Consider the following 25213-nt stretch of genomic DNA (forward strand, 5'->3'; position numbering starts at 1 on the left):
CCTATCTGCGTATGACGCAGGCAAAAAGCTAGGAAGATGTAAGCTGTTTCTCTTCGAAAAAAATCTCCCCGCGCACCAAAACCACGCACTTTTTTGACCTTCATCACCCCCACTTCACCAAAAACCCCGATCCTCTGTCAGCCTCCAGCCATCGGCGGGGAAATCAATTCGCTACTAAATCCGCGACAACTATGCTCAGGTGCAGGAATATAGCCGGCATATGGCGCCGTTTCGGTCGTTTCGTAAACAACAATACCCAGCCCACTTCAGAGGGCATTACCCATGGATAGCAGAACCTTACGCAACCTCATGCGCATCGTGCAGACCGGCTCGTTGTCGGCTGCAGCCGAGCATTCGTGCCTGACCGTGCAGGCGTTGGCCGCACAGTTGAACAAGGTCGAAGAGCAGTTCGGTTTCCGCTTGTTTCGCCGCTCCAACAAGGGCCTGACGCTGACGCCGCAAGGTACGGAGCTCACGCCTTACATCGACAAAGTGTTGATCGCCACGCGACAGATGGAAGAAAAGGTCGAGGCGCTGAAGGTGCCCGGGCAGCGCACGTTGAAGGTGGCGTTGAACAACACCCTGTCGCCTGATTTCAACCGACGCATGATCGGACGCCTGATTGAGGTGTTTCCCGATTACCAGATGGAATTCAGCTACGCCGAGTCGATGGAAAATCTCAGCAAGCTGAAGAACGAAGATTTCGACCTTGCCGTGCTGATCGGCCCGCAGCGGCCGGGGCTGCCGAGCATCGTGCTGCCCGAGGTGCAGGTGCAGGTGGTCGGTGCGCATTGCGGTCAGGAGAACGATCCGCTGACCTTGCTGGGCAACAAGTTTCAGGTGCGTCCTGCGGAAGATTGTCCGTATTCCCACAGCTTCTTGCGGTTTCTCGACGCCGGGCTGGGCAATCACGAGAACGGCCAGCGCATGGTCTATTCCTGCAGCGAAACCCTGACGCTGTCGTTGATCACGCAGATGGATGCGGTCGGCATGGTCTCGCGTGAAGCGGCGCAGAAGAACGGTCTGACGATTTTTCCCGGTTTCGAGGATTTCCTCGAAGTGCGCCTGGCGGTAAACAATCCGGAGCTGTCGCACCAGGCGCTGAACGACGTCGTTGATCTGTCGCTACATGAACGCGCCGAGCGCAATGTACGCAGCCGTCCCCACCGCCACACTGAGAAAGAGGTTTTTGCTGAAATACGCACATAGCAACGTCGGAATCGCAGCATAGAATTCCGGGCGATCGAGCTGGATCTGCCGATCCTTGATCAACAGGGGTGTGAGGCTGATCGCAGCGACGATCGCCACCGGCAGATATTCCAGCGCCCGCGCCACGAAGGGCGGCCAGTGTTCGGTGTTGATCTGCAGTGGCAAGGCGCGCGGCAGGAATGTCACCGCCATCATCAGCACCACCACCAGAATCAGGAACGTTTGGTCAGGCATACACCCACTCCGCAGCCCACAAACGTGGCGATAAATACGTTGAAGGGCGAACTGCCGATCAGGCTCAGCGCACCCATACAGACCACGGCGGCAGCGGCGGCGATCAGTTTGTTGCGCGTGTTGCACAGCGAGACCAGCACGTAGAGCATCATCGCCGTCAGCGCGTAGTCGAGCTGATACTTGATCAAGTGCGCCGCGTACTGCGCGCAGACCGCACCGAGCAGACCGCCGAGCACCCACGAGGTGTGACAGAACAGGTTGAAGCCGATCAGGTAACGCACATTGACCGGTGCGCCCGTGCCAAGCTTGACGCTGTGAAAGGCGAAGGATTCATCCGTCAGGCCACCGGCGTAAGCCCAACGCTCCATGCGGCTCAAACCAAGGGCGCGCAGCGCCTTGGCCATGTACACCGACATCAGCATGTGCCGCGCATTGATCAGGAAAGTGGTCAGCACAATGGTGGTCAGCGAGGCGCCGCTGGAGATCAGCGCCAGCGCGGCGAACTGCGAGGCGCCGGCATAGACAAACAAGCACATCGCTACTGGCAGCCACATCGGCAGACCGGCGTTGACCGCCATCAGCCCGAAGACAAACGACACGGTGAAATACCCGGCGACCACCGGGCTGGCTTCGGCAAACGTGCGCGACGGCTGATGAGTCGCCATCAGCGGCGCGCTGCCGGACCTTTCATTCATAGATCCCTCTCAAATGTTCGTTCGCCGTGAGGCTCGCAAAAACCCTGGGCAGTCCAGAATCGCTTGCCCGCGAGGTTAGCATCGTCGACGAACAGAAACATCCGCAGCACCCCGACCCGTTTCATGTCGGACGACGCTGCTTCAACCAGACGCTGGCCCACGCCCTGGCTGCGGTAGCGCGGGCTCACGGCCAGATGATTGATCGTGCCGCGACTGCCGAGCATGCCGCCGAGCACCGCGCCGACGATCTCGCCAGCCACATCGAACGCCAGATACGCCGTGGTGGTTTTCTGGATCAACACGCCGCGCAGGCATTTGGCGTCCTGCCATTCGCAGAACGACACTTCGTCGAACTGGCGGAAGAAGCGCTCCATGCGTTGCGCATCCTTGGCGGTGGCGCGGCGCAGTACCACTGGCGTCGAGCACTCGACGCCGTCGATTAGGGTGATCTGATTAGCGAACAATGTCGAAAGCGGTCCCGGGCCGCGAGAAGGAAATCGCCAGAATCTGCCGGTACGCCATGGCATGGGTGTGGGTATTGCGCGCCGGGGTCACGTAGTGGCGCATGTCGCGATCGAGGAAGAAGGTGGTATCGAGAATTTCCTCGTAGGTGGTCGCCGCCAGTTGATGCTCGTGAATGTCGTACAGTCGACTCTCGGCACCCTCTACGTTACTGCGGCCCCAGAAGTGCACACCGCTGAACGGATAGCCGTCGCAATGAATACCTTCAGGAGTGATTTCCAGCTGTTTGCCGGGTTTGATCTCGATGCGGATCTGATGGATCTGGCACTGCCAGATTTCATCGTGCAACTCTTCCGGCAGGACACTTTTGTACACTTCGAAATCGGTGTCGATCAGGCTGCGCATCACCGGGGAAGAGATCACTTCTTCGGAAAAGTCCTGAAAGTGCCGTACCACGCCACCGACGTAAGCGTTGTTCTCTTTCGATTGCACGTAGGCGCGATGCTCAAGTTGCTTGAGTTCGCGGGTTTTCGGGTTGTATTCAAAGTCGCTGTAACGACGATAACGCATGCCGGCTTCGGCCTGACCGTAATAGCTGTCAGGCTCCATGTTTTCCCAACTTTTGGTCAGTCTGACGAAGTCGGCAAAATGACCGTAGAGATTGAAGTCACCACCCTGGACGTTGACAAACTTGTCGCGCCGTAGCGATTCGCCCACTTCTCTGTTCAAAACGATCATTACCAAATTCTCCGCTGCGTTGAACGCCCTAATCTATTGGGTGGAGAATTTGCGTCCATGAGAAAGAATTTCAGGCATTTGAAGCACTGCTTGAAACGGAATCTGCAGCGCTTGAAAAACGACTTTTATATGACAAGAACACCGGTTATTTGCGGTTTTCGCTGAAAAACCGGCGAAAAAAACCCCGAACGAATCGGGGTTTTCTCATTTTTCTTACAGCGGATCGATCATCAGAAGATGTTGATCGGATAGTCCACGAATACACGCAGCTCGTTACCGCTGACGTTGTACTCGCTGGATTTCTGCGATACCCGCAGGATCGAGCTGCGCAGCTTCACGCTCAGGTCTTTGGCCGGGCCACTCTGCACGACGTACTTGAACTGGTTGAAGATTTCGCGCTCGGTGCCGCCTTCGCTGGTGGACGTGGTGATGTTGTCGCCGCGCACGTAAGCGAAGTTGTAGCTCAGACCCGGAACGCCGAACGAACCGAAGTCCAGGCCGTAACCCAGCTGCCAGCTGCGCTCGTCTTCGGCGTTGAAGTCGGACCAGTAGGAGTTGGCCAGATAGATGGAGTTACCACCGTCGCCAACACGGCCCTGATCTTTCTGGTAGCCACCATAGGCGTAACCGAGGTTGCTGTCGCCAGTAGAACGCTGATGCGCCACGGTGAACGAGTGCGGGCCGGTGGCGAAGGTGGCTGCCAGGCTCCAGATCTTGTTGTCGCGACCGGTGACGATGCTTTCGCCCGGTACGGTGTTTTCGCGTACGTACGAGCTGTCCAGCTTGGTGCGATAGCCGTTGAAATCCAGGGTCAGCGACTGATCCTTGTTGAACGGAATCACGTAGTTGGCGTTCACGTACTGTTTCTTCAAGACGTCCTCAACGTCGGAGGCGTACAGCGCGCCTTTGAAGTGTTCGGTGAACTGATAGCTGCCGCCCAACACGTTGATCGACTTCAGACCGCCGCTGTCACGGCCTTCATCGCTTTTGCGCGACTCGGCAGTGAAACGCCCGGCGTTCAATTCCAGGCCTTGGATTTCACGGGAAGTGATCAACGTACCGGTATAGCTTTCCGGCAGCAGACGCACGTTGTCGTAGCTCAGCACCGGCAGGGCCGGCATCTGGTCGCCATAGGTCAACACGGTGTTGGATACACGAAACTTGACCGCAGCACCGCCCTTGGCGATGTCGTGGTTCGCACGACCGTCATTTTCCTGTTTGAAGAAGTCGATGCCGCCAGCGCCGCTACGGCCCTTGCCGCCGTCCAGGCGCAATGCGTACAGACCGAAAGCGTCCACGCCGACACCAACGGTGCCTTGGGTGAAGCCCGACGAGAACGTACCGATGGCCGCTTGGCCCCATTCGGCCTTGTCCTTGTTACCGTCTTTGTAATCACGATTGATGTAGGCGTTGCGCAACAGCACTTTAAGGCTGCTGTCTTCAACGAAACCCTTGGATTCGGCCTGGTCGTTAGCCATGGCCTGTGTAGCACTCAACATCCCCAGTGCGATCAGACAGATTCGCTTGTTCAACATTTTGTTTTCCTTATTACGGGTTGAAACGCGCTGTGTCGAACGGCTGAAACGGCGCTTTCTGCACTCTTGTATTCACCCCGAAACAAAAAAGCCCGCCGACGTTAACGTCATGGCGGGCCTGCTCCTTATTTTGAGTCATGGCGGTTAGCCACAGGCGTTGGGCCGAATCGTAGCCGCGCCCTGAACTGTGTGTCAATTTCAAGAATCGTCTTTAAATAGGCGAAAAACGTCTAAGAAACGTAATTTTTTTGCTGGGCTGTTGCAGAAAAATGAGGTTAAGCAGGGAGTTCTGAACCGTGGGAGCGAGCCTGCTTGCGAAATGGGTGGATCATTCGATGAAGTCATTGGCAGGGCTGACGTCTTCGCGAGCAGGCTCGCTCCCACCTTTGAATGCCTGTGGATAAAAATCAGGCCAAAAAAAGCGCCGCCATCCCGGCAGCGCTTTTACCAATCCCTATTGTTCCTATCCTTCCATCACATCCCACAAGGCTTCCAGCTCGGCCTCGCTGAACAGGCCAGCGGGGTAACGCTCGATCATCATCCGGCGCGGATCAGGTTGTCTGATCTGACGCGTTCCATTGGACTTCAACCAGTGCGCGACAAGCTGGAGCGATTCGCCGTTGACGGCCATGGGATGCACAGTCCGCTCGCTGATTACGTTCACTTCGGCGTTCATTTCAGCGCTCTCTCCCCGTTCGTGAGCGGCTACGTTATCCAAGGTTTGTGACAGAACTGTTGAAGTTCCCCTCCCTCCCTAGTGCATCAGGAGCAATACAAGAGCTATGCCAAGGCGACTCGAATGTCGACCGGCGGATACAAACAAGCCCGCGGTCCTGACGGGCCGCGGGCTTGCTTTCATGCTGAGCGAGCTAATCATTGCCTGGCTGATTTGTTAATCAACTCAAGCTGTTACGACTCAACTCACTCTTTGTGCGGCGCTGGCTGCTGTTGGGTAAGGCAGTGAATATTGCCGCCACCCAGTAACAGTTCACGGCCCGGCACCATCACCACTTCGTGCTGCGGGAACAGCTTCTGCAGGATTTCCCTGGCCGGGGCATCCATCGGGTCGTCGAAGCTCGGCGCGATGATGCCACCGTTGACGATCAGGAAGTTCACGTAGGAGCCGGCCAGGCGCACGGAAGGGTTGCGCTCCTGCGAACCGTCCACCGCATCGACGCCGGCACACTCTTCTTCGGTCGCGTACAGCGGCCCCGGAATCGGCATTTTGTGCACCGTGAACGGGCGGCCCTTGGCGTCGGTGCTGCTTTGCAGCACTTGCATCGCGGCCTGGCAGCGCGGGTAGTTCGGATCCTGCGGATCATCGGTCCACGCCAGCAGCACTTCGCCCGGACGCACGTAGCAGCAGAAGTTATCCACATGGCCGTCGGTTTCATCGTTGAACAAGCCATCCGGCAACCAGATGATCTTGTCCACAGACAGGTTGTCGCTGAGTACGGCTTCGATTTCTTCGCGGCTCAGGTGCGGGTTGCGATTGCGGTTGAGCAAGCATTCTTCGGTGGTGATCAGCGTGCCTTCGCCGTCGACATGAATCGAACCGCCTTCGAGCACGAAACCTTCGGTGCGGTAACGTGGACTGCGTTCGATCTCGAGGATCTTGCCGCCGACCTGCGAATCACGGTTCCACGGTGCATACAGGCCGCCATCGAAACCGCCCCAGGCGTTGAAATCCCAGTTCACACCGCGCACTTCGCCATGGTTATTGATAACGAAGGTCGGGCCGCTGTCACGAACCCAGGCATCGTCGCTGGACATTTCCACCACGCGGATATTCGGCACGTCGAGGCGCGCGCGGGCGTTTTCGTATTGGCCGGCGGAGACGGCAACGGTCACCGGCTCGAAGCGGGCGATGGCTTTGGCCACTGTGGCGTGCGCGGTCTGCGCCGGTTTGCCACCCAGACGCCAGTTGTCCGGGCGCTCGGGCCAGATCATCCAGGTCTGGGTTTGTGGCGCCCACTCGGCCGGCATGTAGAAGCCGTCGGCGCGCGGGGTACTTTTCAATGTGGTCATCAGGACTCCAGGGAACCGTCGAGGGTTTTCAACGCGCCGTACAGATTCGGTCGGCGGTCGCGGAATGAACCCCACGCGCTGCGAATATGTTCCAGCTCGTCGAGGTTGAACGTGTGCACAAGAATACCTTCTTCGGTTTTATTCAGCTCCTGCACTTTTTCGCCGAACTGGTTGGCGATGAACGAAGAGCCATAGAAGGTGATGTCGTAGCCGTCCTGTTCTTCGTTGCCGATGCGGTTGCTGGCGATCAGCGGCATCAGGTTGGCGCCGGCATGGCCCTGCTGCACCCGCTGCCAGTGATCGCGCGAAGAAATGGTCTTGTCGTGCGGCTCGCTGCCGATCGCGGTTGGATAAAAGAGAATTTCCGCGCCTTGCAAGGCCATGCTGCGCGCCGCTTCCGGGAACCACTGGTCCCAGCAGATGCCGACGCCGATTTTCGCGTAACGGGTATTCCATACCTTGAAGCCGGTGTCGCCCGGGTTGAAGTAATACTTCTCGTGATAGCCGGGGCCGTCGGGGATGTGGCTCTTGCGATAAATCCCGAGGTTGCTGCCGTCAGCGTCGATGATCGCGATGCTGTTGAAGCGTGCACGCCCGGCCAGTTCGTAGAAGCTGATCGGCAGCACCACTTGCAGCTCTTTGGCAATTTTCCGGAAATGCTTGATGGCGACGTTTTCTTCAACCGTCGTTGCCAGTTGCAGGTAATCCGGATTGGGCTTCTGGCAGAAGTACGGTGCCTCGAACAGTTCCTGGATGAGGATGATCTGCGCGCCTTTGCCGGCGGCTTCACGGACCAGTTTTTCAGCGGTTTCGAGGTTGGCTTCCAGGTCCCACGAACAGGCCATCTGCGTGGCGGCGACGGTAACGATACGGCTCATGAATCATCTCCGGGCTAGTGCTTTGACAGTCGAAGAATTCGACCGAAAAGAAAACGCGCGCACCGGACAATAGATCGTCATGCCGGAGCAATGGCGAATTTATAACCGATAAATATCGGCTTTAAAAGCTATAAATCAGTAATCTATTCGTTTGAACGCTAATTAAATCGATACAAATCGAACTTGAGAGCGAAAACAAATGTGGGAGCGAGCCTGCTCGCGAATGCGCTGTGTCAGTCACCGCATGTGGCGACTGATACACAGCTTTCGCGAGCAGGCTCGCTCCCACATGGGATGTGCCTTGCTTACAGGCCTTCGCTCAACACCCGATCCAGCATGTCGACAAAGAAATCCACGCTCTGGCGCGACGTCACCATCGGTGGCTTGATCTTGAGGATGTTCAAGTCATCGCCCGTCGGCTGCATGAAGATCCCCAACTCGCGCAGGCGATCACACAGCAATGCAGTCTCGGCGGTTGCCGGTTCCAGTGTCTGCCGATTGCGGATCAGCTCCAGCCCCAGATAAAACCCGGAGCCGTGCACCGCGCCGACCAGCGGATGTTTATCGATTAACGCTTCCAGGCGCGCCTTGAAGTAACCGCCGACGACCTGGGCGTTTTCCCAGAGCTTTTCCTCCTCCATCACATCCAGCACCGCCATGCCGATCTGGCAACTGACCGGACTGCCGCCCGCCGACGAGAAGAAATAACCTTCGGCCTCCAGCGCCTCGGCGATTTCCCGGCGGGTGATCACCGCGCCAAGTGGCTGGCCGTTACCCATGCCTTTGGCCATGGTGATGATGTCCGGCACCACGCCCTGCTCTTCGAAGCCCCAGAAAAAGTGGCCCATGCGCCCGTAACCGACCTGCACTTCGTCAGCGATGCACACCCCGCCCTGCGCGCGGACCTTTTCATACACCTGCGGCAAATAGCCCGGCGGTAAAGAAATACCTCCGGCATTGCCGTAGACCGGCTCGCAGATGAAACCGGCCAGTTGCCGCTTCTGCTCGGCCAGTTTTTGCAGATGATGCTCGACGCTGCGCACGTAATCCGGCGCCGAATCCGCGCCACGGAATTCGCCCCGATAAGTGTTCGGCGCCGGCACCGGATGCACCCAGTCCGGGCGACTTTCCAGCGCCCTCGGGTTGTCGGCAATCGACGTCGATACCGCATCGGCACCGATCGTCCAGCCGTGATACGCCTCGAGCACGCTGATCATGTCGCGCCCGCCGCTGAAAGCCCAGGCCAGACGAATCGCCAGGTCATTGGCCTCGCTGCCGCTGTTGACCAGGAACACGCGATCCATGCCCTTCGGCGCCAGCTTCAACAAGCGCTCGGAGAACTCGGCGACCGCCGCATAGTTGAAGCGCGAATTGGTATTGAGCAACGACCACTGCCGCGCCGCGACCGCCGCCATCCGAGGGTGACCATGGCCGAGAACCGCGACGTTGTTGAGCATGTCCAGATAGGATCGGCCGTGCATGTCGATCAGGTGATTGCGCCAGCCGCGTTCAATACGTGGCGGGTCAACGTAATAGTGTTTTTGCGTGCGGGCGAAACTGGCATCGCGGCGTTCGAGCAGGGTTTGCGCGTCCAGCTCAGGCTCGGCGTCGCAGGCCAGCCCGAGCAAAGTCGCCGGTGACGGGCACACCGCCTGCCATGCGGATGCACGGGACGGCGTGCAGAACAGCGGCGCGTCGAGTTCTGCTCCCCGGCACATCTGCACTAGCAGCGGGCCCGTGACCGTACCGAGCTTCTGGCCTCGATCCAGTGCCGCGTCATGGCCAAGAACTGGCGTCACGCCCCACAGGCGAACGCTGAACTGCGGGCCATCGAGTTGCAGCGCCCCGTTTGCCGCTTGATTCAGAACGCCGGGGAACGGTGCTTGCACCTCGCTTCCGGTCGGCACACGCAATTCGACATGCAACGGGAACGTATCCGGTTCAGTCGCACTGTCCGGGCGGGTGCGTGACAAGCGGTACTGGCCATAACGCGTCGCCGCCAGCCCATGGACCGCTGCTGCTTCTGTCAGCAAGCGCTGATCAATGCCCGGCTGCTCCCAATTGCCCGCTTCGAAATGCGGACTCAACACGCCCAGATCGATCAGCGCAAATTCACGCCCGACCAGCCCGGGCAACAATGGTGCAAATTCTGTGTTTTCAGCCTCCGGCACGGTCTGTCCCACGGCGGTGAGAATCGCCGCTTCCATCAGCTCCAGTGGCACCGAGGTCGCGACGCGGAAGATTTCCCACTCGTGGCTGAGATTGTCGCGGCTATAAGTATTGGCGGGATCGATGCTCACCTGTTGCTCGCCACTGAGCACCAGCACCGCCGCACGCGCCACGATCAAGGGCCACAGCGCTTGCAGTTCTGCGTACTGCAACGGATTGACCGCGTGATACGCCTTGACCGCCGGCAGGATGACAAACGGATCGCCATCGGCGTGATGCAGCAAAGCCGCACAGGTCACCGACAGATCGGTGATACGCCAGGTGCGCACCAGATCACCGAAGTCGATCACCCCCTGCAATTGCCAATGCCGCTGGGCATCACGCGCCCAGACGACGTTGTCATCGGTGATATCCATGTGAATCGCCTGCACCGGCAGCTTGTCCAGCAGCGGCTGCAAACGGCGCTCGGCCTGCTCGGCGGCAGCGCTGATCACCGCACGCTGCTGCACGTCCGAGATCACCGGCAACAGATGACTGATCAAAGCGTTGGCGTGACGCGCGTCCCACTGCAAGGTGCGTTCAAGGCCCGGGTGATCGAAGCCTGCGAGCGCCAGATCCATCTCGCCACAGAGTCGGCCAAACCCGGCAACCACGTCCTGGCCAAGATGATCGAAATCGGTCAACGGCTGCCCGTCGATGTACTCCAACAACCGCACATGCACCGTTTCGCCATTGGCTTGCAACGACAACAGATCCGCACCGTTATTGGCTGCGATGACGCGCGGCACCTTGATCGCCGACTGCTCGGCCAGATAATTGAGGCCTGCGTGCTGGGCTTGCAGTTCCACAAGAGCGTAGTCGCCACGACAGACTTTCAACACGAAGCGCCCATTTGCGCTGTCGACGCGGTAATTCAGATCCTGCTGGCTGCCCAGCGCCTGCAACGTGCCGCTGAGCCCGTAATGTTCGGCCAGCCATTGCAGCGCCTGCGCCTCTGAAACCTGCGGACCGGGCAAACTGGCGCGATGAATCAACGTGGCGAGCGGCATGAAACGACCCCTGAAATTTTATTAGGCGCTTATATCGCCATTGCCTTGGCGGTTACGCAACCCCCAGCGTGACTGAACGGCCCAATTCAAACCGAACGCTCGCGCCCTGCAGCACTTTGCGCAAGAATGTCGGCCATTCACACCTGTCTATGGAAATCCTCATGAATGTCATCACCACCGATCTGCCCGGTGTTCTGATCATCGAACCCAAGGTGTTCGGCGACGAGCGCGGTTTTTTCTACGAGAGTTTCAATGCCAAAGCGTTTCAGGACGCCACCGGTCTGGATACGCAATTTGTGCAGGACAACCATTCGCGCTCGCAAAAAGGCGTGCTGCGTGGCCTGCATTACCAGTTGCAGAACACCCAGGGCAAACTGGTTCGCGTGACCGCGGGTGAAGTGCTTGATGTGGCGGTGGACATCCGTCGCAGTTCGCCGCATTTCGGCAAGTCGGTGGCGGTGCGCCTGTCGGCGGAAAACCATCGCCAGCTGTGGGTACCGGAAGGTTTCGCTCACGGTTTCGTGGTGCTGAGCGAGTTCGCCGAATTTCTCTACAAGACCACCAACTATTACGACCCGACCTCCGAACGCAGCATTCGTTGGGACGACCCGGCGCTGGGCATCGACTGGCAACTGGACGCAGCGCCGAAGCTGTCGGCCAAGGACCAAGCGGCCGCGCTGCTCAAGGACGCTGACGTCTTCGCCTGAGGCCGGGCATAATGCGCCTGTCCCTACAGGCGTATCCGGCACATGAAACCACCGCTCCCCCGCAGACCTCGCTGGCGCAGCCTCGCGCTGTTGGCCCTGTGCCTGGCGCCGCTGCTGTGGCCGCTGGAACATCTCGCCGAACGCTATTACCGCAGCGAACTCGCCGGACAGAATCGCCAGACCCTCGATCTGTACGTCGCCAACCTACTCGGCACCCTGCATCGCTATGAAGTGTTGCCGCAGATTCTCGGCGATCTGCCGGCCCTGCGCGCGGTGCTCGGTGCGCCGGACGACGGCGTGACCCAAGGCAACGCCAATCGCCTGCTGAAAAACATCGCTGCGCAGACCGGCGCTGAAGTCATGTATCTGATGGACACCTCCGGCCAGACGCTGGCGGCGTCGAACTGGGACAAACGCGACAGCTTCGTCGGCCGCAACTTCGCCTTCCGCCCGTACTTCAGTGAAGCCATGGCCGGGCGCCTCGGACGCTTCTTCGGCCTCGGCACCACCTCGGCCAAGCGCGGTTATTTCTTCGCTGCGGCTGTGCGCAGCGGCGAGAAAATCATCGGCGTGCTGGTGATCAAGGTTGACCTCGACCACACGGAAAGCCTGTGGGGCAAAACCCCGGAACAACTGCTGGTGACCGACCATAACGGCGTGGTCATCCTGACGTCGCGCCCGGAATGGCGTTTCCGCTCCACTCGCGAGTTGAGCGATGCCGAGCGCGCCGCGATCACTGCGATCCAGCCCTATCCGACCCGTGAACCCCGGCCGCTGAACCTGAGCCCCGACGCCTGGCTGACGCAGACCCACGACATCGCCGAGACCGGCTGGAGCGTCAGCATCCTCGCCCCGCGCACGCTGATCGATCGTCCCGTGCGCACGGTGGTCGCGATCGGCGGCGCCACACTATTGGTGGTGATGCTGCTGGTGGGTTTGATGATGCAGCGTCGCCGGCACTATCTGGAGCGCATCGCCTTCGAAGCCAAGGCCCGCCGCGAACTGGAAGGCCGGGTGGCCGAACGTACCAGCGATCTGGAAGGCCTCAACCGGCGTTTGAAGCAGGAAGTGCTCGAGCGTGAGCATGCGCAGCAGGAGCTGGTACGCGCCCAGGACGATCTGGTTCAGGCCGGCAAACTGTCGGCGCTGGGGACCATGTCGGCGAGTATCAGCCACGAACTCAATCAGCCGCTGGCAGCGATTCGCAGTTATGCGGAAAACGCCGAAGTGCTGCTCGATCATCAGCGCACCGAGGACGCGCGCGGCAACCTCAAGCTGATCAGCGAACTGACCGGGCGCATGGCCTCGATCATCGCCCATTTGCGTGCCTTCGCTCGGCGCGATCGCCACGCACCGGAAAGCGTCGCTCTGCAACCGGCGCTGGACGATGCGCTGGCATTACTCGCCAAACGTCGGCGCAGCATGGAAGTCGAACTGATTCGCGACCTGCCCGCCGCGACGCTGTGGGTCGAGGCCGGCGAAACCCGATTGCGCCAGGTTCTCGGCAACCTGCTGGCCAACGCCCTCGATGCGCTCACCGAAAAAGGCCCGCCGCGCAAGTTGTGGCTGAGTGCCGAAGCCACCGCCGACGGCGTCAATCTGTACATTCGCGACAACGGCCCCGGGTTCTGCATGGAAGCTCTTGGCCGCGCCAGCGAGCCCTTCTACACCACCAAGACCCGCACCCAGGGTCTGGGTCTGGGACTGGCCATTTGTGAAACGCTGATGCGCGCCTTTGGTGGCGAGCTGTCGTTCGCCAACCACAAGCAAGGCGGCGCCCTGATCACCCTGCGCCTGCGCGCCGGCGCGCCCGGAGTCAGCCTGCAACCTTCCGAGGATCGAAGTGCATGACCATCGACAATCGCATCCAGGTAGTGTTGATCGACGACGATCCGCACCTGCGCCAGGCTCTCGGCCAGACCCTGGACCTGGCCGGCCTGAAAATTCTTCCGCTGTCCGAAGCCAAGGGCCTCGCCGCACAGCTTGAGCGTGACTGGCCAGGTGTGGTGGTCAGCGACATTCGCATGCCGGGCATGGACGGCCTCGAGCTGCTCAGTGAATTGCACGCACAGGATCCCGAGTTGCCGGTGCTGCTGATCACCGGCCATGGCGACGTACCGCTGGCAGTGCAAGCGATGCGCGCCGGCGCTTACGATTTTCTGGAAAAGCCCTTTGCCAGCGATGCACTGCTCGACAGCGTCCGTCGCGCCCTCGCGCTACGGCGGCTGGTGCTGGACAACCGCAGCCTGCGTCTGGCCTTGAGCGACCGCAACGAATTGAGCGCGCGGCTGGTCGGCCATTCGACGCCGATGCTGCGTCTGCGTGAGCAGATCGGTGCGCTGGCGGCGACCAAGGCTGACGTGCTGATCCTCGGCGAAACCGGTGCCGGCAAAGAAGTCGTGGCCCGCGCGCTGCACGATTTGTCGAGCCGCCGCAACGGTCCGTTCGTAGCGATCAACGCCGGCGCCCTGGCGGAATCGGTGGTGGAAAGCGAACTGTTCGGTCACGAGCCCGGCGCCTTCACCGGGGCGCAGAAACGTCGCATCGGTAAATTTGAATTTGCTAATGGCGGCACGCTGTTTCTCGACGAAATCGAAAGCATGAGCATGGACGTGCAAGTGAAACTGCTGCGCATGCTGCAGGAGCGCGTTGTTGAACGCCTGGGTGGCAATCAGTTGATACCGCTGGACATCCGCGTCATCGCCGCGACCAAGGAAGACCTGCGCCAGGCGGCGGATCAGGGTCGCTTCCGCGCCGACTTGTATTACCGCCTCAACGTCGCGCCGCTGCGCATCCCGCCGCTGCGCGAAAGGGGCGAAGACGCATTGGTGCTGTTCCAGCATTACGCCGATGAAGCCAGCGCCCGCCATGGCTTGCCGCCCCATGAGCTGCAGCCGGCACACCGCGCCCTGCTGCTGCGCCACACCTGGCCGGGCAATGTACGTGAACTGCAAAATGCCGCCGAACGCTTCGCCCTCGGGCTTGAGCTGGCACTGGACAACAGCGCTGATGGCAGCGGCGGCGCGCCCGTAGAAGTGGTCAGCGGCGGCCTCAGTGAGCAAGTGGAAAACTTCGAGAAGTCGTTGATAGCCGCCGAACTGGCGCGCTCGCACAGCTCGGTGCGCAGCCTCGCCGAAGCTCTGGGTATTCCGCGCAAGACCCTGCATGACAAGCTGCGCAAACACGGTCTGAATTTCGGCGACAGCAGCCACGGGGAAGACAACGAATGAGCAGCGAAAGCGAATACCTGCAAACGGTGCTGCATCACGACATTCCGCTGACCGCCGAAATGGGCCTCGAGGTGCTTGAGTGGCGCGAGCAGCAACTGAGCCTGCACCTGCCCCTCGCGCCCAACGTCAATCACAAGAGCACCATGTTTGGCGGCAGCCTTTACTGCGCAGCGGTGCTGGCCGGTTGGGGCTGGTTGCATTTACGTTTGAAGGAAGAAGGGATTGCCGACGGACATATCGTCATTCAGGAAGGGCAGATCAGTTATCCGCTGCCGGTGACGGGAGACGCCGTGGCCATTTGCCCGGTGCCGGAGGCCGCGGTGTGGAAACGCTTTGTGGCGATGTATCGGCGATATGGACGGGCGCGGCTGACGCTGGATACGCGGATACTGAATGCGGGAAGTGAGGACGAGGCGGTGAGATTTACCGGGCAGTACGTTTTGCACCGTTGAAGATCAACAGCCCCTCACCCTAGCCCTCTCCCGAGGGAGAGGGAACCGATACGGGGATGCTACAGATTTACGTCGACCTGAAACTGCTTCGCCGAATCCACGACTCGATTCTCCAGGTCGATGCATAGCGCCAGACAACTCGGTCGGCTCCCTCTCCTGGGGGAGAGGGCTGGGGTGAGGGGAATTGCGGATCAGGCAGTTAGCCTCGGGCCAACTCCAACAACCGTCCGCGCCACGCAGCCTTCGCCGGCAGCGCCAGAAAGAACTCATTCAACAGCGATTCCCGCGGCGGATAACTGAACGCTTCACCCTTCAAATCCAGCACCTCGCCCCCCGCCCCTTCCAGCACGCCCTGCGCTGCCGCCGTGTCCCACTGCGAAGTCGGCGCCAGTCGCGGATAGCAATCAGCAGCACCTTCGGCCAACAGACAGAACTTCAAGGAACTGCCGATATTGGCCAGTTGCAACTCACCAAGACTGGCGCTCAACCCGGCCAGCAAACGCTCTTGCTCGGGACTGGAATGTCGACGGCTGGCGACCACGGTAAACGCCTCGCCCGGCGCAGGCACATCGCGCACCTGAATCGCCGTCGGCGTACCGCCCTCGTCGCCACGCCAGGCTCCAAATCCGGCGCCGCCGACATAAAAACGACCGTTGGTCGGCATCGTCACCACACCAAACACCACCCGGCCATTTTCGATCAGCGCGATGTTGACGGTGAATTCCTCGCTACCGCTGATGAACTCCTTGGTACCGTCCAGCGGATCCACCAGCCACCAGCGTTGCCAACCGGCGCGCACGCTTTGCGGGATGTCGGCGTCCTCTTCGGACAGCACCGGAATGCTCGGATCCAGCGCCGTCAGCCCGGCAACGATAAGGTGATGGGCGGCCAGGTCGGCGGCCGTGACCGGCGAATCATCGGACTTGGCCGTGACTTCAACGCCGGCGCGCCAGAACGGCAGAATCGCCTCGCCAGCCTGTAAAGCCAGCGCAACCACAGGTGCCATCAGCGGATGGGGAAAATTCATCGACGTCTCACTCATAGCTGAACACCCCGCGCTGGCTCAGCAGGTCGCGGGTCAGATACAGCGCAGCCAAGGCGCGGCCCTCGGAAAATTGCGGATTCTGCGCCAGCGCCGACAGTTCGCGCAGGTTGACCTTGTCGACCCGCATCGGCTCCGGCTCATCACCTTCCAGCCGCTCTTCATACAGGTCGGTGGCCAGCACCACTTGGATTTTCTGGCTCATGTAACCGGGCGACAGCGACAGCTCGGTCAGATGCTCCAGTTGACGCGCGCCGTAACCGGCCTCTTCCTTGAGCTCCCGCTCGGCCGCTGCCAGCACGTCTTCGCCCGGCTCGATCAGGCCTTTGGGCAGAGACAGTTCGTATTCGTCGGTGCCGCCGCAGTATTCCTCGATCAATACTGCGTGTTCGGCATCAAGCATCGCGACGATCATCACCGCGCCGTAGCCCGCACCCTTGCCGACCAGACGCTCGTAAGTGCGCTCCACGCCATTGGAAAATCGCAGCTTGAGTTCTTCGACGCGAAACAGGCGACTGGTGGCGACGATCTCGCGGGCGAGTACGGTGGGTTTCTGGCGCATGCAAAGCTCCTTGGCGTGAACGCGCTACTATAACGCGGCTTTCCCGATTGTTTGCGTCGGATATCCTTTCACCGTTCGAGACGTTGCCATGCCTTCTTTACCGTGGTCCGAGATCGATACCGTCCTGCTCGACATGGACGGCACGCTGCTGGATCTGCACTTCGACAACCATTTCTGGCTCGAACACCTGCCCCAGCGCTACGCCGAACTGCACGGCATCAGCCGGGCCATGGCCGAGCTGGAATTGCAGCCGTTGTTCGAGCGCCACGCTGGCCAGTTGCAGTGGTACTGCCTGGATTTCTGGAGCGCGGAACTGAAATTGTCGGTGCGCGAACTGAAACAGGAAACTGCCCACTTGATCGCCCTGCGCGCCGATGCCGATACCTTTCTCGGCGCAATCAAACGCGCCGGCAAACGGGTGATCATGATCACCAACGCGCACCGCGATTCGCTGTCGTTGAAACTGGAACGGATCGAACTGGCGCCGTACTTCGAGCGGCTGATCAGCTCGCATGACTACGGTTATCCCAAGGAGAACCCGCAGTTCTGGGATGCCTTGCAGGCGGACATAGGTTTTGATCCGGCGCGCAGCCTGTTTATCGACGACACCTTGCCGATCCTGCGCAGTGCGCGGGATTTTGGCGTGGCGCACTTGCTGGCGGTGAAAGAACCGGACAGCCGCAAAGGGCCGAAGGACACAGCGGAGTTTGCCGCAGTCGAGGATTACCGCGATTTGATTGCAGGGCTTTGACCCCTGTAGGAGCTGCCGCAGGCTGCGATCTTTTGATCTGCTTTTTTTAAAGTCCAAGTCAAAAGATCGCAGCCTTCGGCAGCTCCTACATGACTGCGTTATTTTGGAATGCGCAGTTTTTGTCCCGGATAGATCTTGTTCACATCCTTGAGCATCGGTTTGTTGGCATCGAAGATTTTCTGGTACTGGTTGGCATTGCCATAGACGCGCAGGGAGATCGCACTGAGCGTGTCACCTGCCTTGACCTCGACAAACTCGGCAGCCACGACGACCGGTCCGGTCACCGTGATCTGATCATCGACACTGCCTACGCCCGCAATGTTGCCCAGCGCGAGCAGAATCTTTTCCTTCTCTTCCTGGCTCGCCACTTCACCGGTCACCGTCACCTTGTCGCCATCCACGGTCGCCTGCACGTTGGGATTGCCCAACCCGACCTTGCTGATATGTTCCTTCAACTGCTCACTCGCATTGGCATTGCCTGGGGTCAACAGATCAATCAGCTTCTCACCGGCCTCTTTCACAAAGCTCAACAGACTCATAGCGCACACTCCTTGATTTGGGTTCCAGTCGTCCAAGCCTAGACCACCCCGGCCAAACCCGGTTCCAGTCCGACCAATGACGCTGCCGCGCCGCAGGCGGTAGAATCGCCACACCCCGCCAACCGCCCGGAGCGAAGATGGACATCAAGCAACTGAAATTCCTCATCGCCCTCGACGAAACCCGCCATTTCGGCCAGGCCGCCGCGCGCTGCCACATCACCCAGCCGACCCTGTCGATGCGCTTGCGCAGCCTCGAGGAAGAACTCGACCTGCCATTGGTCAATCGCGGCCAGCGCTTCGAAGGCTTCACCGCGCCGGGCGAGCGCGTGCTGGCCTGGGCGCGCACGGTGCTGGCAGCCTATGACGGCTTGCAGGCGGAAGCGGCGGCTTGTCGCGGCAATCTGATCGGTACGCTGCGCCTGGGCGTGGTGCCGCTGTCGAGTTTCGATCCCTTGCCGCTGATGCAACGTCTGCACGCGGCGCACCCGGACCTGCGCTTCGAGCTGTCGTCGCTGAGTTCCGAGCAGGTGCTCGAACACTTGGCGAACAACCGCATCGACATTGGCGTTTCGTATCTGGAGCGTCTGGACAGCGAGCGGTTCGATTCGCTGGCCTTTAACGAGACGCGCATGGGCCTGCTCTATGACGAGCGCTCGTTCAACTTCGGCGATGAACCCCTGAGCTGGGAATCGCTGATCGAACTGCCGCTGTGCATGCTCACCAGCGGCATGCATTTTCGCCAGTCCATCGACCACAACTTCCACAGCCGTGGCCTGACGCCGCAACCGCTGTTGCAAACCGACGCCGTGCATCAACTGCTGCAAGCAGTACACGGCGGTTTTTGCTGCGCGATCATGCCCCTCGACGGCGGCGCGGAAACCCTCGCCGATCACCTGCGCCTGCAACCGATCGAAAATGCCCACACCCTCGCCTCGCTGGGCCTGATTATGCGCCGTGGCGCGCCGCGTTCAGCGCTGGCAGAAGCCTGTTTCGCGCTTTATCAGAAATCGTCAAAAGACGCTTGATCGACGGCATCTATCGGTAGATCGGTAATAGCGATTAGACGCGACAACTTGCCGCGCCTAGTCTTGACCTAGATCAAACCGTCGGTGATGCCATGAACGCCAAGCGTCCAGCCTGCGCGGCGCCAGCAATTGAAACGCCCGCGCCAGCCGCCAGCCAGACCTACAGCTACAGCGATTTACCCTTTGAGGCATCGGCCAGCACCGCGCTGGCCGAGGAAGTCGCGTTGGCGATCGCCTACAACGGCATCAGCCAGGCAGTGATGCTGGTGACCCCGACCGATCTGGAAGACTTCATTGTCGGCTTCAGCCTCGGCAGCGGCATCATCGAAGACGCCAGCGATATCTACGATCTGCAACTGACAGGCGCAGGCTCGGCGCAATACGCGCAAGTGACCATTGCCAACCGCGCGTTCTGGAACCTCAAACAGCAGCGTCGGCAGTTGGCCGGCACCAGCGGCTGCGGACTGTGCGGCGTCGAAGCGGTCGAACAGGCACTGCCTGATCTCAAGGTATTGCCGGGCGCAGCCTTGCCACCGATCGAATGGCTCGACGGTTTGCGCCAGCGCATCGGCGCGTTCCAGCCGCTCGGTCAGCACTGCGGCGCGGTGCACGCGGCGGTATTCATGAACGCCAGTGGTGAACTGCTGCTCGGTCGTGAAGACATCGGTCGGCATAACGCGCTGGACAAGCTGATCGGCGGACTGATCCGCCAGAAGATATCCACAGAGGGCGGGCTGGCGATCGTCACCAGCCGTTGCAGCCTCGAATTGATCCAGAAAGTCTTGCGTGCCGGCATCCAGACCCTGGTCAGCCTGTCGGCGCCTACCGGCCTGGCCGTGCAATGGGCCCGGCGCCACAACCTCAATCTCATCCACCTGCCGCAGAAAAGTGCGCCGCGGGTGTACAGCCCCGCGATGGAGAATCAAGCGTGAGCCAACATCATCAAGCCGACCAGAAACCTGTCCCGCGCTACAAGCCTTACAAAGGTGCCGCCGGCGGCTGGGGCGCCCTGATCAGTGTGGCCCAGGCGTGGCTGACCAGCGACAACGCCCTGAAAAACCTGCGCATGATGCTCAAGACCAACCAGAACGGCGGCTTCGACTGCCCGGGTTGCGCCTGGGGTGATTCGCCGGAGAGCGGCATGGTCAAGTTCTGCGAGAACGGCGCCAAAGCGGTGAACTGGGAAGCGACCAAGCGTCGCGTCGATGCCAAATTCTTCGCCAAGCACAGCGTCACTTCGCTGCTGGAGCAGAGCGATTACTGGCTGGAATATCAGGGTCGCCTGACCGAGCCGATGGTCTACGACGCCGAGTCCGATCGCTACAAGCCGATCAGTTGGGAAGATGCCTTCGCTCTGATCGGCAAGCACCTGCGCAATCTGCCGAGCCCGGATCAGGCAGAGTTCTACACCTCGGGGCGCGCCAGCAACGAAGCGGCGTATCTGTATCAACTGTTCGTGCGGGCTTACGGCACCAACAATTTCCCTGACTGTTCGAACATGTGCCACGAGGCCAGCGGCGTAGCGTTGGCGCAGAGTGTCGGGGTCGGCAAAGGCACGGTGACCTTCGACGACTTCGAACACGCCGACGCGATTTTCGTCTGGGGCCAGAACCCCGGCACCAACCATCCGCGCATGCTCGAACCGTTGCGTGAAGCGGTGAAACGCGGCGCCCAGGTGGTGTGCATCAATCCGCTGAAAGAGCGCGGTCTGGAGCGTTTTCAGCATCCCCAGCACCCCATCGAAATGCTCACCAACGGCGACAAGCCGACCAACACTGCGTACTTCCGCCCGGCACTCGGCGGTGACATGGCGGTGCTGCGCGGCATGGCCAAGTTCCTTCTGCAATGGGAACGCGATGCGCAGAAGGCGGGCGAGCCGGCGGTGTTCGACCATGATTTCCTCAATGCCCACAGCGCCAACGTGCTGGAGTACCTCGCCACGGTCGACGATACCTCGTGGGAGCAGATCGTCGAGCAATCGGGCCTGACCCTGGTCGAGATCGAGCAAGCAGCGCGCATGTACGCCAAAGGCAAGAACGTGATCATGTGCTGGGCCATGGGCATCACCCAGCACCGTCATTCGGTGCCGACCATTCAGGAAATCGCCAATCTGATGCTGCTGCGCGGCAATATCGGCAAACCTGGCGCCGGTCTGTGCCCGGTGCGTGGTCACAGCAACGTGCAGGGCGACCGCACCATGGGCATCAACGAGCGTCCACCGGTGGCGTTCCTCGATTCGCTGGAGCGTCGCTTCCAGTTCAAGGTGCCGCGTCATAACGGTCACAACGTGGTCGAGGCAATCCATGCGATGGCCGAAGGTCGCGCCAAGGTGTTCATCGGCTTGGGCGGCAACTTCGCCCAAGCCACGCCGGACAGCTCACGCACCTTCGAAGCGCTGAGCAACTGTGACCTGACTGTGCAGATCAGCACCAAACTCAACCGCAGCCACCTCGCTCACGGTAAAGACGCGCTGATCCTGCCGTGCCTGGGCCGTACCGACATCGACATCCAGACCGAAGGCCCGCAAGCGGTGACTGTGGAAGACTCGTTCAGCATGGTCCACGCTTCCAACGGCCAGTTGCAGCCGCTGTCGAACCAGATGCGCTCGGAGCCGTCGATCATCGCCGGCATCGCTGCCGCGACGTTGGGCAGCCAACCGGTGGACTGGAACTGGCTGGTGGCCGATTACGGGCGCATTCGCGAACTGATCGCCGACACCATCCCGAGTTTCAAAGACTTCAACGACAAGATCAAAAACCCGGGCGGCTTCTATCTGGGCAACTCGGCTGGCGCCCGCAAGTGGAACACGCCATCGGGCCGTGCCAATTTCCGCGCCAACCAGTTGCCGAAAGATCTGGTTCACGAACGCACCCGCGCCACCGGCCAGGTGCCGGATCTGATCCTGCAATCGATGCGTTCCCACGATCAGTACAACACGACGATCTATGGTCTCGACGACCGTTATCGCGGCGTGAAGGGCCAGCGTGACGTGCTGTTCGCCAACGAGGCCGACATCATTCGCCTGGGCTTCCGTCCTGGGCAGAAGGCCGACATCGTGTCGATCTGGGATGACGGTCGCGAGCGTCGGGTGAAAGGTTTTACATTGTTGGCGTTCGATATTCCTGCGGGGCAGGCGGCGGCGTACTATCCGGAGGTCAATCCGCTGGTGCCGCTGGAAAGTACGGGGGATGGCAGCCACACGCCGACGTCGAAGTTCATTGCGATCCGGCTGGAAGCGGCGAGTGAGACTGGGTTGATCATGGCTAAATCCGCTTAACCGCGGAGCCAGATCCGGCCCCTTCGCGAGCAGGCTCGCTCCCACACTTGGAATGCATTTCAAAGGTGGGAGCGAGCCTGCTCGCGTATGCGATCGACCTGTCAACAGATCTGCCGTGGCAAAGATTTTCGACCGCCCACAAAAAAGGCCGTTTCTGCATGAAAACGGCCTGTCCGAAGTAGCTAAAGACCGGCGAAAATCGGTTAAGTTCCGGTGAAAAAACAGTAACTTGCAATATTGTATACAAGTCGTGTTATTCGTCGGATTTTGATTGTCACGCCCATTGCAGAGCTTCAGGATCGGCGCCGTCATCCCTTTGAGGCTCATCCTCTATGAAGTTCTCCTCGATTCTCTTGTTGTCCCTTGGCCTGGTCAGTGGCTTCGCTTCTGCCGGAGGCACCACCGAAGCAGGTGTGGGCGGCGCATTGGGCGGGGTTCTTGGCTCGGTCGTCGGTCAATCGTTAGGCGGCAATACAGGTTCCACCATCGGCGCAGCCCTGGGCGGCGCGGGTGGTAGTGCGGTCGGCGCAGACAAGCGCAGCCGTGGCGAAGCGGCCATCGGCGGTGCACTGGGTGCAGCCGGCGGTAACGTGGTTGGCCGCAGTCTCGGCGGCACCACCGGCAGCCTGATCGGCTCCGCCGCTGGTGGCGGCGCAGGTGGCGCACTGGGTAACTACATGGGCAACAAGAGTGACGACGATGATCGTCGTTACGACCGTCGCCATGATGACCGTCGCTACTACCGCGACCGTGGTCATCCAGGTCGCGGCCATGCCTACGGCCACCGCAAGCATCACAAGTACTATCGCCACCATTGAGGCGAAGGCTTGAATGAAAATCGCAGCCCTTGGGGCTGCGATTTTTTTTGCGCGTCTAGACTACCAACCGTTCCAGCGCCCCGCGCAAACCGGCAGGAATCGGCACCGGCTGATTGCTCGCCCGATCGACAAACACATGCACGAACCGTCCCGCCGCACACGCCTCGCTTTCGCCGACCTTGAACACAGCCAATTCATATTGCACCGAACTGTTGCCCAGCTTGCCGACCCGCAGTCCGATCTCGATCAGATCGGGGAAAGCGATCGAGGCAAAGTAATCGCAGGCGGAACTGACCACGAACCCCACCACTTCGCCGTCATGAATATCCAGGCCACCGACCTGAATCAGGTAGGTATTCACCGCCGTGTCGAAGAAGCTGTAGTAGGTAACGTTGTTGACGTGACCGTAGGCGTCGTTGTCATGCCAGCGTGTGGTGATGGGCTGGAAGTGGGGGTAGTCGCAGCGTTGATTCATGCAGGGTTCTCGCATTCTCTTAATTGAATTTGATCGTGATGACGAACACTTTACCTGTGGGAGCGAGCCCGCTCGCGAAGGCGTCAGCACAGCCGACTGGTGTCAACGATCAGCAAACCCCTTCCCCTGCGCCGCCAGTTCGCCAATCAACCGCGCCGGCTTCCACTGATCGCCCTGGCGTGTCTCCAGCGCCAGCAAGCGCTGATGAATATCCGCTAGCCCCTGCCGATCCGCCCACGCCATCGGCCCACCCTTATCCGCTGGAAAACCATAGCCGTTCAAGTACACCAGATCGATGTCATGGGCCGAGCCGGCAATGCCTTCCTGCAAAATCTTCGCGCCTTCGTTGACCAGAGCCAGCAAACAGCGCTCAACGATTTCTTCGGGACCGATGTCGCGACGCTGGAAACCCAGATCTTCGCTGACCCGCAGTACCAATGCATCGACCTCGGGATCATGCTCGGCCTGGCGACTGCCCGGCTCATAATGGTAATAACCGTTACCGGACTTTTGCCCGAACCGGCCCATCTCACACAGGCGGTTATCCACCTGAACTTCGGGCGCATCCTGCCCCTTGCCAGCTAGCTCCCGAGCACGCCATTCCAGATCGATGCCAACCACGTCGTACATGCGAAACGGCCCCATGGCGAAGCCGAAGCCTTGCAGCGCGGTATCCACCTGCTGTGGATAAGCGCCTTCGAGAAGCATCTTGCGCGCTTCCAGTACATACGGATGCAGCATGCGGTTGCCGATAAAACCGTGGCAGTTGCCCGACACCACACTGACCTTGCCCATGCGCTTGCCAAGCGACAACGCTGCCTCGAGTGCCGCTGGCGAGGTCTGCGCACCGCGCACGATTTCCAGCAATTTCATGATGTGCGCGGGGCTGAAGAAATGCAGACCCAGCACCTGTTCCGGGCGCCGGGTCGCAGCCGCGATGGCGTCGATGTCCAGCGCCGAGGTGTTGCTCGCCAGCAAAGCCTCGGGCTTGAGCAAGCCATCCAGCTCGCGAAAGATCTTCTGCTTCAGTTCAAGGTTTTCGTACACCGCTTCGATCACCAGATCGACATTGCGAATCGATGCGTAATCCGCCGCTGCTGATACGCGAGCCATTCGCGCATCCGCTTCGGCCTGATCGATGCGGCCCTGACGCACGTTGTGTGCATAAGTTTGCGCGACCGTCGTCAGCGCCTGCTCAAGCATCTGTGGATTGTTGTCCACCCACTGCACGCTCACGCCGGCATTGGCCAGGCACATGACGATGCCACGGCCCATGGTGCCCGCACCGATCACCGCAGCTTGCTGGATTTCGAAGGATGTCTGGCTCATGTTGTTCTC

The 25213-nt window shown here is 60.3% G+C and carries 24 protein-coding genes; 10 read left to right on the plus strand and 14 right to left on the minus strand.

Annotation, left to right across the window (positions count from 1 at the left end):
* The first annotated feature begins 282 nt into the window (after positions 1 to 282).
* Complete coding sequence (locus CKW30_RS13785; protein ID WP_071174089.1) at positions 283 to 1209, plus strand: LysR family transcriptional regulator; 927 nt, start codon at positions 283 to 285, stop codon at positions 1207 to 1209.
* Here the strand turns inward: CKW30_RS13785 and CKW30_RS13790 are convergent.
* From CKW30_RS13790 to CKW30_RS13830, 9 genes are all read right to left on the minus strand, one after another.
* Positions 1126 to 1443, minus strand: a complete 318-nt coding sequence (locus CKW30_RS13790) for an AzlD domain-containing protein (RefSeq protein ID WP_095181082.1) — start codon at positions 1441 to 1443, stop codon at positions 1126 to 1128. The two genes, CKW30_RS13785 and CKW30_RS13790, sit on opposite strands and share 84 nt — an antisense overlap.
* Positions 1422 to 2138: an AzlC family ABC transporter permease gene (locus tag CKW30_RS13795; RefSeq protein ID WP_016772152.1), complete on the minus strand. Its 717-nt coding sequence runs from the start codon at positions 2136 to 2138 to the stop codon at positions 1422 to 1424. Before CKW30_RS13795 ends, CKW30_RS13790 begins: the two co-directional genes overlap by 22 nt.
* Positions 2135 to 2512, minus strand: a complete 378-nt coding sequence (locus CKW30_RS13800; RefSeq protein WP_008080517.1) for a GNAT family N-acetyltransferase — start codon at positions 2510 to 2512, stop codon at positions 2135 to 2137. The genes CKW30_RS13795 and CKW30_RS13800 overlap by 4 nt, the downstream gene beginning before the upstream one ends.
* Before the next feature lie 79 nt (positions 2513 to 2591).
* Complete coding sequence (locus tag CKW30_RS13805) at positions 2592 to 3338, minus strand: 2OG-Fe dioxygenase family protein (protein ID WP_041477502.1); 747 nt, start codon at positions 3336 to 3338, stop codon at positions 2592 to 2594.
* 230 nt (positions 3339 to 3568) lie between these two features.
* Positions 3569 to 4873, minus strand: a complete 1305-nt coding sequence (locus tag CKW30_RS13810; RefSeq protein WP_095181083.1) for an OprD family porin — start codon at positions 4871 to 4873, stop codon at positions 3569 to 3571.
* Between the two features lie 463 nt (positions 4874 to 5336).
* Positions 5337 to 5549 (minus strand): hypothetical protein, encoded by a 213-nt coding sequence (locus CKW30_RS13815; protein WP_016772156.1) that lies wholly within the window; start codon positions 5547 to 5549, stop codon positions 5337 to 5339.
* 245 nt (positions 5550 to 5794) lie between these two features.
* Positions 5795 to 6901, minus strand: coding sequence for an agmatine deiminase (gene aguA / locus CKW30_RS13820; RefSeq protein WP_095181084.1), 1107 nt, complete (start codon positions 6899 to 6901; stop codon positions 5795 to 5797).
* On the minus strand, positions 6901 to 7779 hold the full coding sequence (gene aguB / locus CKW30_RS13825) for an N-carbamoylputrescine amidase (protein WP_095181085.1): 879 nt from the start codon (positions 7777 to 7779) through the stop codon (positions 6901 to 6903). The genes aguA and aguB overlap by 1 nt, the downstream gene beginning before the upstream one ends.
* Positions 7780 to 8084: 305 nt before the next feature.
* A complete protein-coding gene (locus tag CKW30_RS13830) occupies positions 8085 to 10997 on the minus strand; it encodes an aminotransferase (protein WP_095181086.1) in 2913 nt (970 codons plus the stop codon).
* Positions 10998 to 11158: 161 nt separating this feature from the next.
* Between CKW30_RS13830 and rfbC the strand changes: the two genes are divergently transcribed.
* The 4 genes from rfbC to CKW30_RS13850 are packed head-to-tail and all read left to right on the plus strand — an operon-like array spanning position 11159 to position 15386.
* Entirely contained in the window at positions 11159 to 11704 is a 546-nt protein-coding gene (gene rfbC, locus CKW30_RS13835; RefSeq protein WP_095181087.1) for a dTDP-4-dehydrorhamnose 3,5-epimerase, read from the plus strand.
* A 42-nt stretch (positions 11705 to 11746) separates the two neighbouring features.
* Positions 11747 to 13555, plus strand: coding sequence for an ATP-binding protein (locus tag CKW30_RS13840; RefSeq protein ID WP_095181088.1), 1809 nt, complete (start codon positions 11747 to 11749; stop codon positions 13553 to 13555).
* Positions 13552 to 14934, plus strand: a complete 1383-nt coding sequence (locus tag CKW30_RS13845) for a sigma-54 dependent transcriptional regulator (RefSeq protein WP_041477494.1) — start codon at positions 13552 to 13554, stop codon at positions 14932 to 14934. The genes CKW30_RS13840 and CKW30_RS13845 overlap by 4 nt, the downstream gene beginning before the upstream one ends.
* On the plus strand, positions 14931 to 15386 hold the full coding sequence (locus tag CKW30_RS13850) for a thioesterase domain-containing protein (protein ID WP_095181089.1): 456 nt from the start codon (positions 14931 to 14933) through the stop codon (positions 15384 to 15386). The genes CKW30_RS13845 and CKW30_RS13850 overlap by 4 nt, the downstream gene beginning before the upstream one ends.
* A 199-nt stretch (positions 15387 to 15585) precedes the next feature.
* Here the strand turns inward: CKW30_RS13850 and cysQ are convergent, their stop codons facing one another.
* Both cysQ and nudE read right to left on the minus strand, forming a co-directional pair.
* On the minus strand, positions 15586 to 16413 hold the full coding sequence (gene cysQ / locus CKW30_RS13855) for a 3'(2'),5'-bisphosphate nucleotidase CysQ (RefSeq protein ID WP_095181090.1): 828 nt from the start codon (positions 16411 to 16413) through the stop codon (positions 15586 to 15588).
* Positions 16414 to 16420: 7 nt separating this feature from the next.
* A complete protein-coding gene (nudE, locus tag CKW30_RS13860) occupies positions 16421 to 16990 on the minus strand; it encodes an ADP compounds hydrolase NudE (RefSeq protein ID WP_016772166.1) in 570 nt (189 codons plus the stop codon).
* A gap of 88 nt (positions 16991 to 17078) precedes the next feature.
* Here nudE and yrfG point away from each other — a divergent pair, with 88 nt between their 5' ends.
* Positions 17079 to 17741, plus strand: coding sequence for a GMP/IMP nucleotidase (gene yrfG / locus CKW30_RS13865; RefSeq protein WP_095181091.1), 663 nt, complete (start codon positions 17079 to 17081; stop codon positions 17739 to 17741).
* Between the two features lie 98 nt (positions 17742 to 17839).
* Here the strand turns inward: yrfG and lysM are convergent, their stop codons facing one another.
* The gene (gene lysM, locus CKW30_RS13870; protein WP_056787132.1) at positions 17840 to 18280 is read right to left on the minus strand and encodes a peptidoglycan-binding protein LysM; all 441 of its coding nucleotides are present in this window, start codon (positions 18278 to 18280) and stop codon (positions 17840 to 17842) included.
* Positions 18281 to 18417: 137 nt separating this feature from the next.
* On the opposite strand from lysM, the gene CKW30_RS13875 reads away from it, so the two are divergent.
* From CKW30_RS13875 to CKW30_RS13890, 4 genes are all read left to right on the plus strand, one after another.
* Positions 18418 to 19305, plus strand: a complete 888-nt coding sequence (locus CKW30_RS13875; RefSeq protein WP_095181092.1) for a LysR family transcriptional regulator — start codon at positions 18418 to 18420, stop codon at positions 19303 to 19305.
* A 92-nt stretch (positions 19306 to 19397) separates the two neighbouring features.
* Entirely contained in the window at positions 19398 to 20237 is an 840-nt protein-coding gene (gene fdhD, locus CKW30_RS13880; protein WP_016772170.1) for a formate dehydrogenase accessory sulfurtransferase FdhD, read from the plus strand.
* A complete protein-coding gene (locus CKW30_RS13885; RefSeq protein WP_056787127.1) occupies positions 20234 to 22582 on the plus strand; it encodes an FdhF/YdeP family oxidoreductase in 2349 nt (782 codons plus the stop codon). The genes fdhD and CKW30_RS13885 overlap by 4 nt, the downstream gene beginning before the upstream one ends.
* 332 nt (positions 22583 to 22914) lie before the next feature.
* Positions 22915 to 23400 (plus strand): glycine zipper domain-containing protein, encoded by a 486-nt coding sequence (locus CKW30_RS13890; protein WP_039756448.1) that lies wholly within the window; start codon positions 22915 to 22917, stop codon positions 23398 to 23400.
* 55 nt (positions 23401 to 23455) lie between these two features.
* Here CKW30_RS13890 and CKW30_RS13895 read toward each other — a convergent pair whose 3' ends face one another.
* Entirely contained in the window at positions 23456 to 23875 is a 420-nt protein-coding gene (locus CKW30_RS13895; RefSeq protein WP_071174077.1) for a thioesterase family protein, read from the minus strand.
* Positions 23876 to 23977: 102 nt separating this feature from the next.
* A complete protein-coding gene (locus tag CKW30_RS13900) occupies positions 23978 to 25204 on the minus strand; it encodes a 3-hydroxyacyl-CoA dehydrogenase (RefSeq protein ID WP_095181093.1) in 1227 nt (408 codons plus the stop codon).
* Between the last annotated feature and the right edge of the window lie 9 nt (positions 25205 to 25213).

The sequence above is a fragment of the Pseudomonas sp. Irchel 3F6 genome (genome assembly GCF_900187595.1).
Taxonomy (GTDB): Bacteria; Pseudomonadota; Gammaproteobacteria; order Pseudomonadales; family Pseudomonadaceae; genus Aquipseudomonas; species Aquipseudomonas siliginis.

What these genes read in the sequence shown, in the direction of transcription:
- CKW30_RS13785 (WP_071174089.1), top strand. Translation starts at nt 283, where the DNA reads ATGGATAGCAGAACCTTACGCAACCTCATGCGCATCGTGCAGACCGGC.
- CKW30_RS13790 (WP_095181082.1), bottom strand. Translation starts at nt 1,443, where the DNA reads ATGCCTGACCAAACGTTCCTGATTCTGGTGGTGGTGCTGATGATGGCG.
- CKW30_RS13795 (WP_016772152.1), bottom strand. Translation starts at nt 2,138, where the DNA reads ATGAATGAAAGGTCCGGCAGCGCGCCGCTGATGGCGACTCATCAGCCG.
- CKW30_RS13800 (WP_008080517.1), bottom strand. Translation starts at nt 2,512, where the DNA reads ATGGAGCGCTTCTTCCGCCAGTTCGACGAAGTGTCGTTCTGCGAATGG.
- CKW30_RS13805 (WP_041477502.1), bottom strand. Translation starts at nt 3,338, where the DNA reads ATGATCGTTTTGAACAGAGAAGTGGGCGAATCGCTACGGCGCGACAAG.
- CKW30_RS13810 (WP_095181083.1), bottom strand. Translation starts at nt 4,873, where the DNA reads ATGTTGAACAAGCGAATCTGTCTGATCGCACTGGGGATGTTGAGTGCT.
- CKW30_RS13815 (WP_016772156.1), bottom strand. Translation starts at nt 5,549, where the DNA reads ATGAACGCCGAAGTGAACGTAATCAGCGAGCGGACTGTGCATCCCATG.
- aguA (WP_095181084.1), bottom strand. Translation starts at nt 6,901, where the DNA reads ATGACCACATTGAAAAGTACCCCGCGCGCCGACGGCTTCTACATGCCG.
- aguB (WP_095181085.1), bottom strand. Translation starts at nt 7,779, where the DNA reads ATGAGCCGTATCGTTACCGTCGCCGCCACGCAGATGGCCTGTTCGTGG.
- CKW30_RS13830 (WP_095181086.1), bottom strand. Translation starts at nt 10,997, where the DNA reads ATGCCGCTCGCCACGTTGATTCATCGCGCCAGTTTGCCCGGTCCGCAG.
- rfbC (WP_095181087.1), top strand. Translation starts at nt 11,159, where the DNA reads ATGAATGTCATCACCACCGATCTGCCCGGTGTTCTGATCATCGAACCC.
- CKW30_RS13840 (WP_095181088.1), top strand. Translation starts at nt 11,747, where the DNA reads ATGAAACCACCGCTCCCCCGCAGACCTCGCTGGCGCAGCCTCGCGCTG.
- CKW30_RS13845 (WP_041477494.1), top strand. Translation starts at nt 13,552, where the DNA reads ATGACCATCGACAATCGCATCCAGGTAGTGTTGATCGACGACGATCCG.
- CKW30_RS13850 (WP_095181089.1), top strand. Translation starts at nt 14,931, where the DNA reads ATGAGCAGCGAAAGCGAATACCTGCAAACGGTGCTGCATCACGACATT.
- cysQ (WP_095181090.1), bottom strand. Translation starts at nt 16,413, where the DNA reads ATGAATTTTCCCCATCCGCTGATGGCACCTGTGGTTGCGCTGGCTTTA.
- nudE (WP_016772166.1), bottom strand. Translation starts at nt 16,990, where the DNA reads ATGCGCCAGAAACCCACCGTACTCGCCCGCGAGATCGTCGCCACCAGT.
- yrfG (WP_095181091.1), top strand. Translation starts at nt 17,079, where the DNA reads ATGCCTTCTTTACCGTGGTCCGAGATCGATACCGTCCTGCTCGACATG.
- lysM (WP_056787132.1), bottom strand. Translation starts at nt 18,280, where the DNA reads ATGAGTCTGTTGAGCTTTGTGAAAGAGGCCGGTGAGAAGCTGATTGAT.
- CKW30_RS13875 (WP_095181092.1), top strand. Translation starts at nt 18,418, where the DNA reads ATGGACATCAAGCAACTGAAATTCCTCATCGCCCTCGACGAAACCCGC.
- fdhD (WP_016772170.1), top strand. Translation starts at nt 19,398, where the DNA reads ATGAACGCCAAGCGTCCAGCCTGCGCGGCGCCAGCAATTGAAACGCCC.
- CKW30_RS13890 (WP_039756448.1), top strand. Translation starts at nt 22,915, where the DNA reads ATGAAGTTCTCCTCGATTCTCTTGTTGTCCCTTGGCCTGGTCAGTGGC.
- CKW30_RS13895 (WP_071174077.1), bottom strand. Translation starts at nt 23,875, where the DNA reads ATGAATCAACGCTGCGACTACCCCCACTTCCAGCCCATCACCACACGC.
- CKW30_RS13900 (WP_095181093.1), bottom strand. Translation starts at nt 25,204, where the DNA reads ATGAGCCAGACATCCTTCGAAATCCAGCAAGCTGCGGTGATCGGTGCG.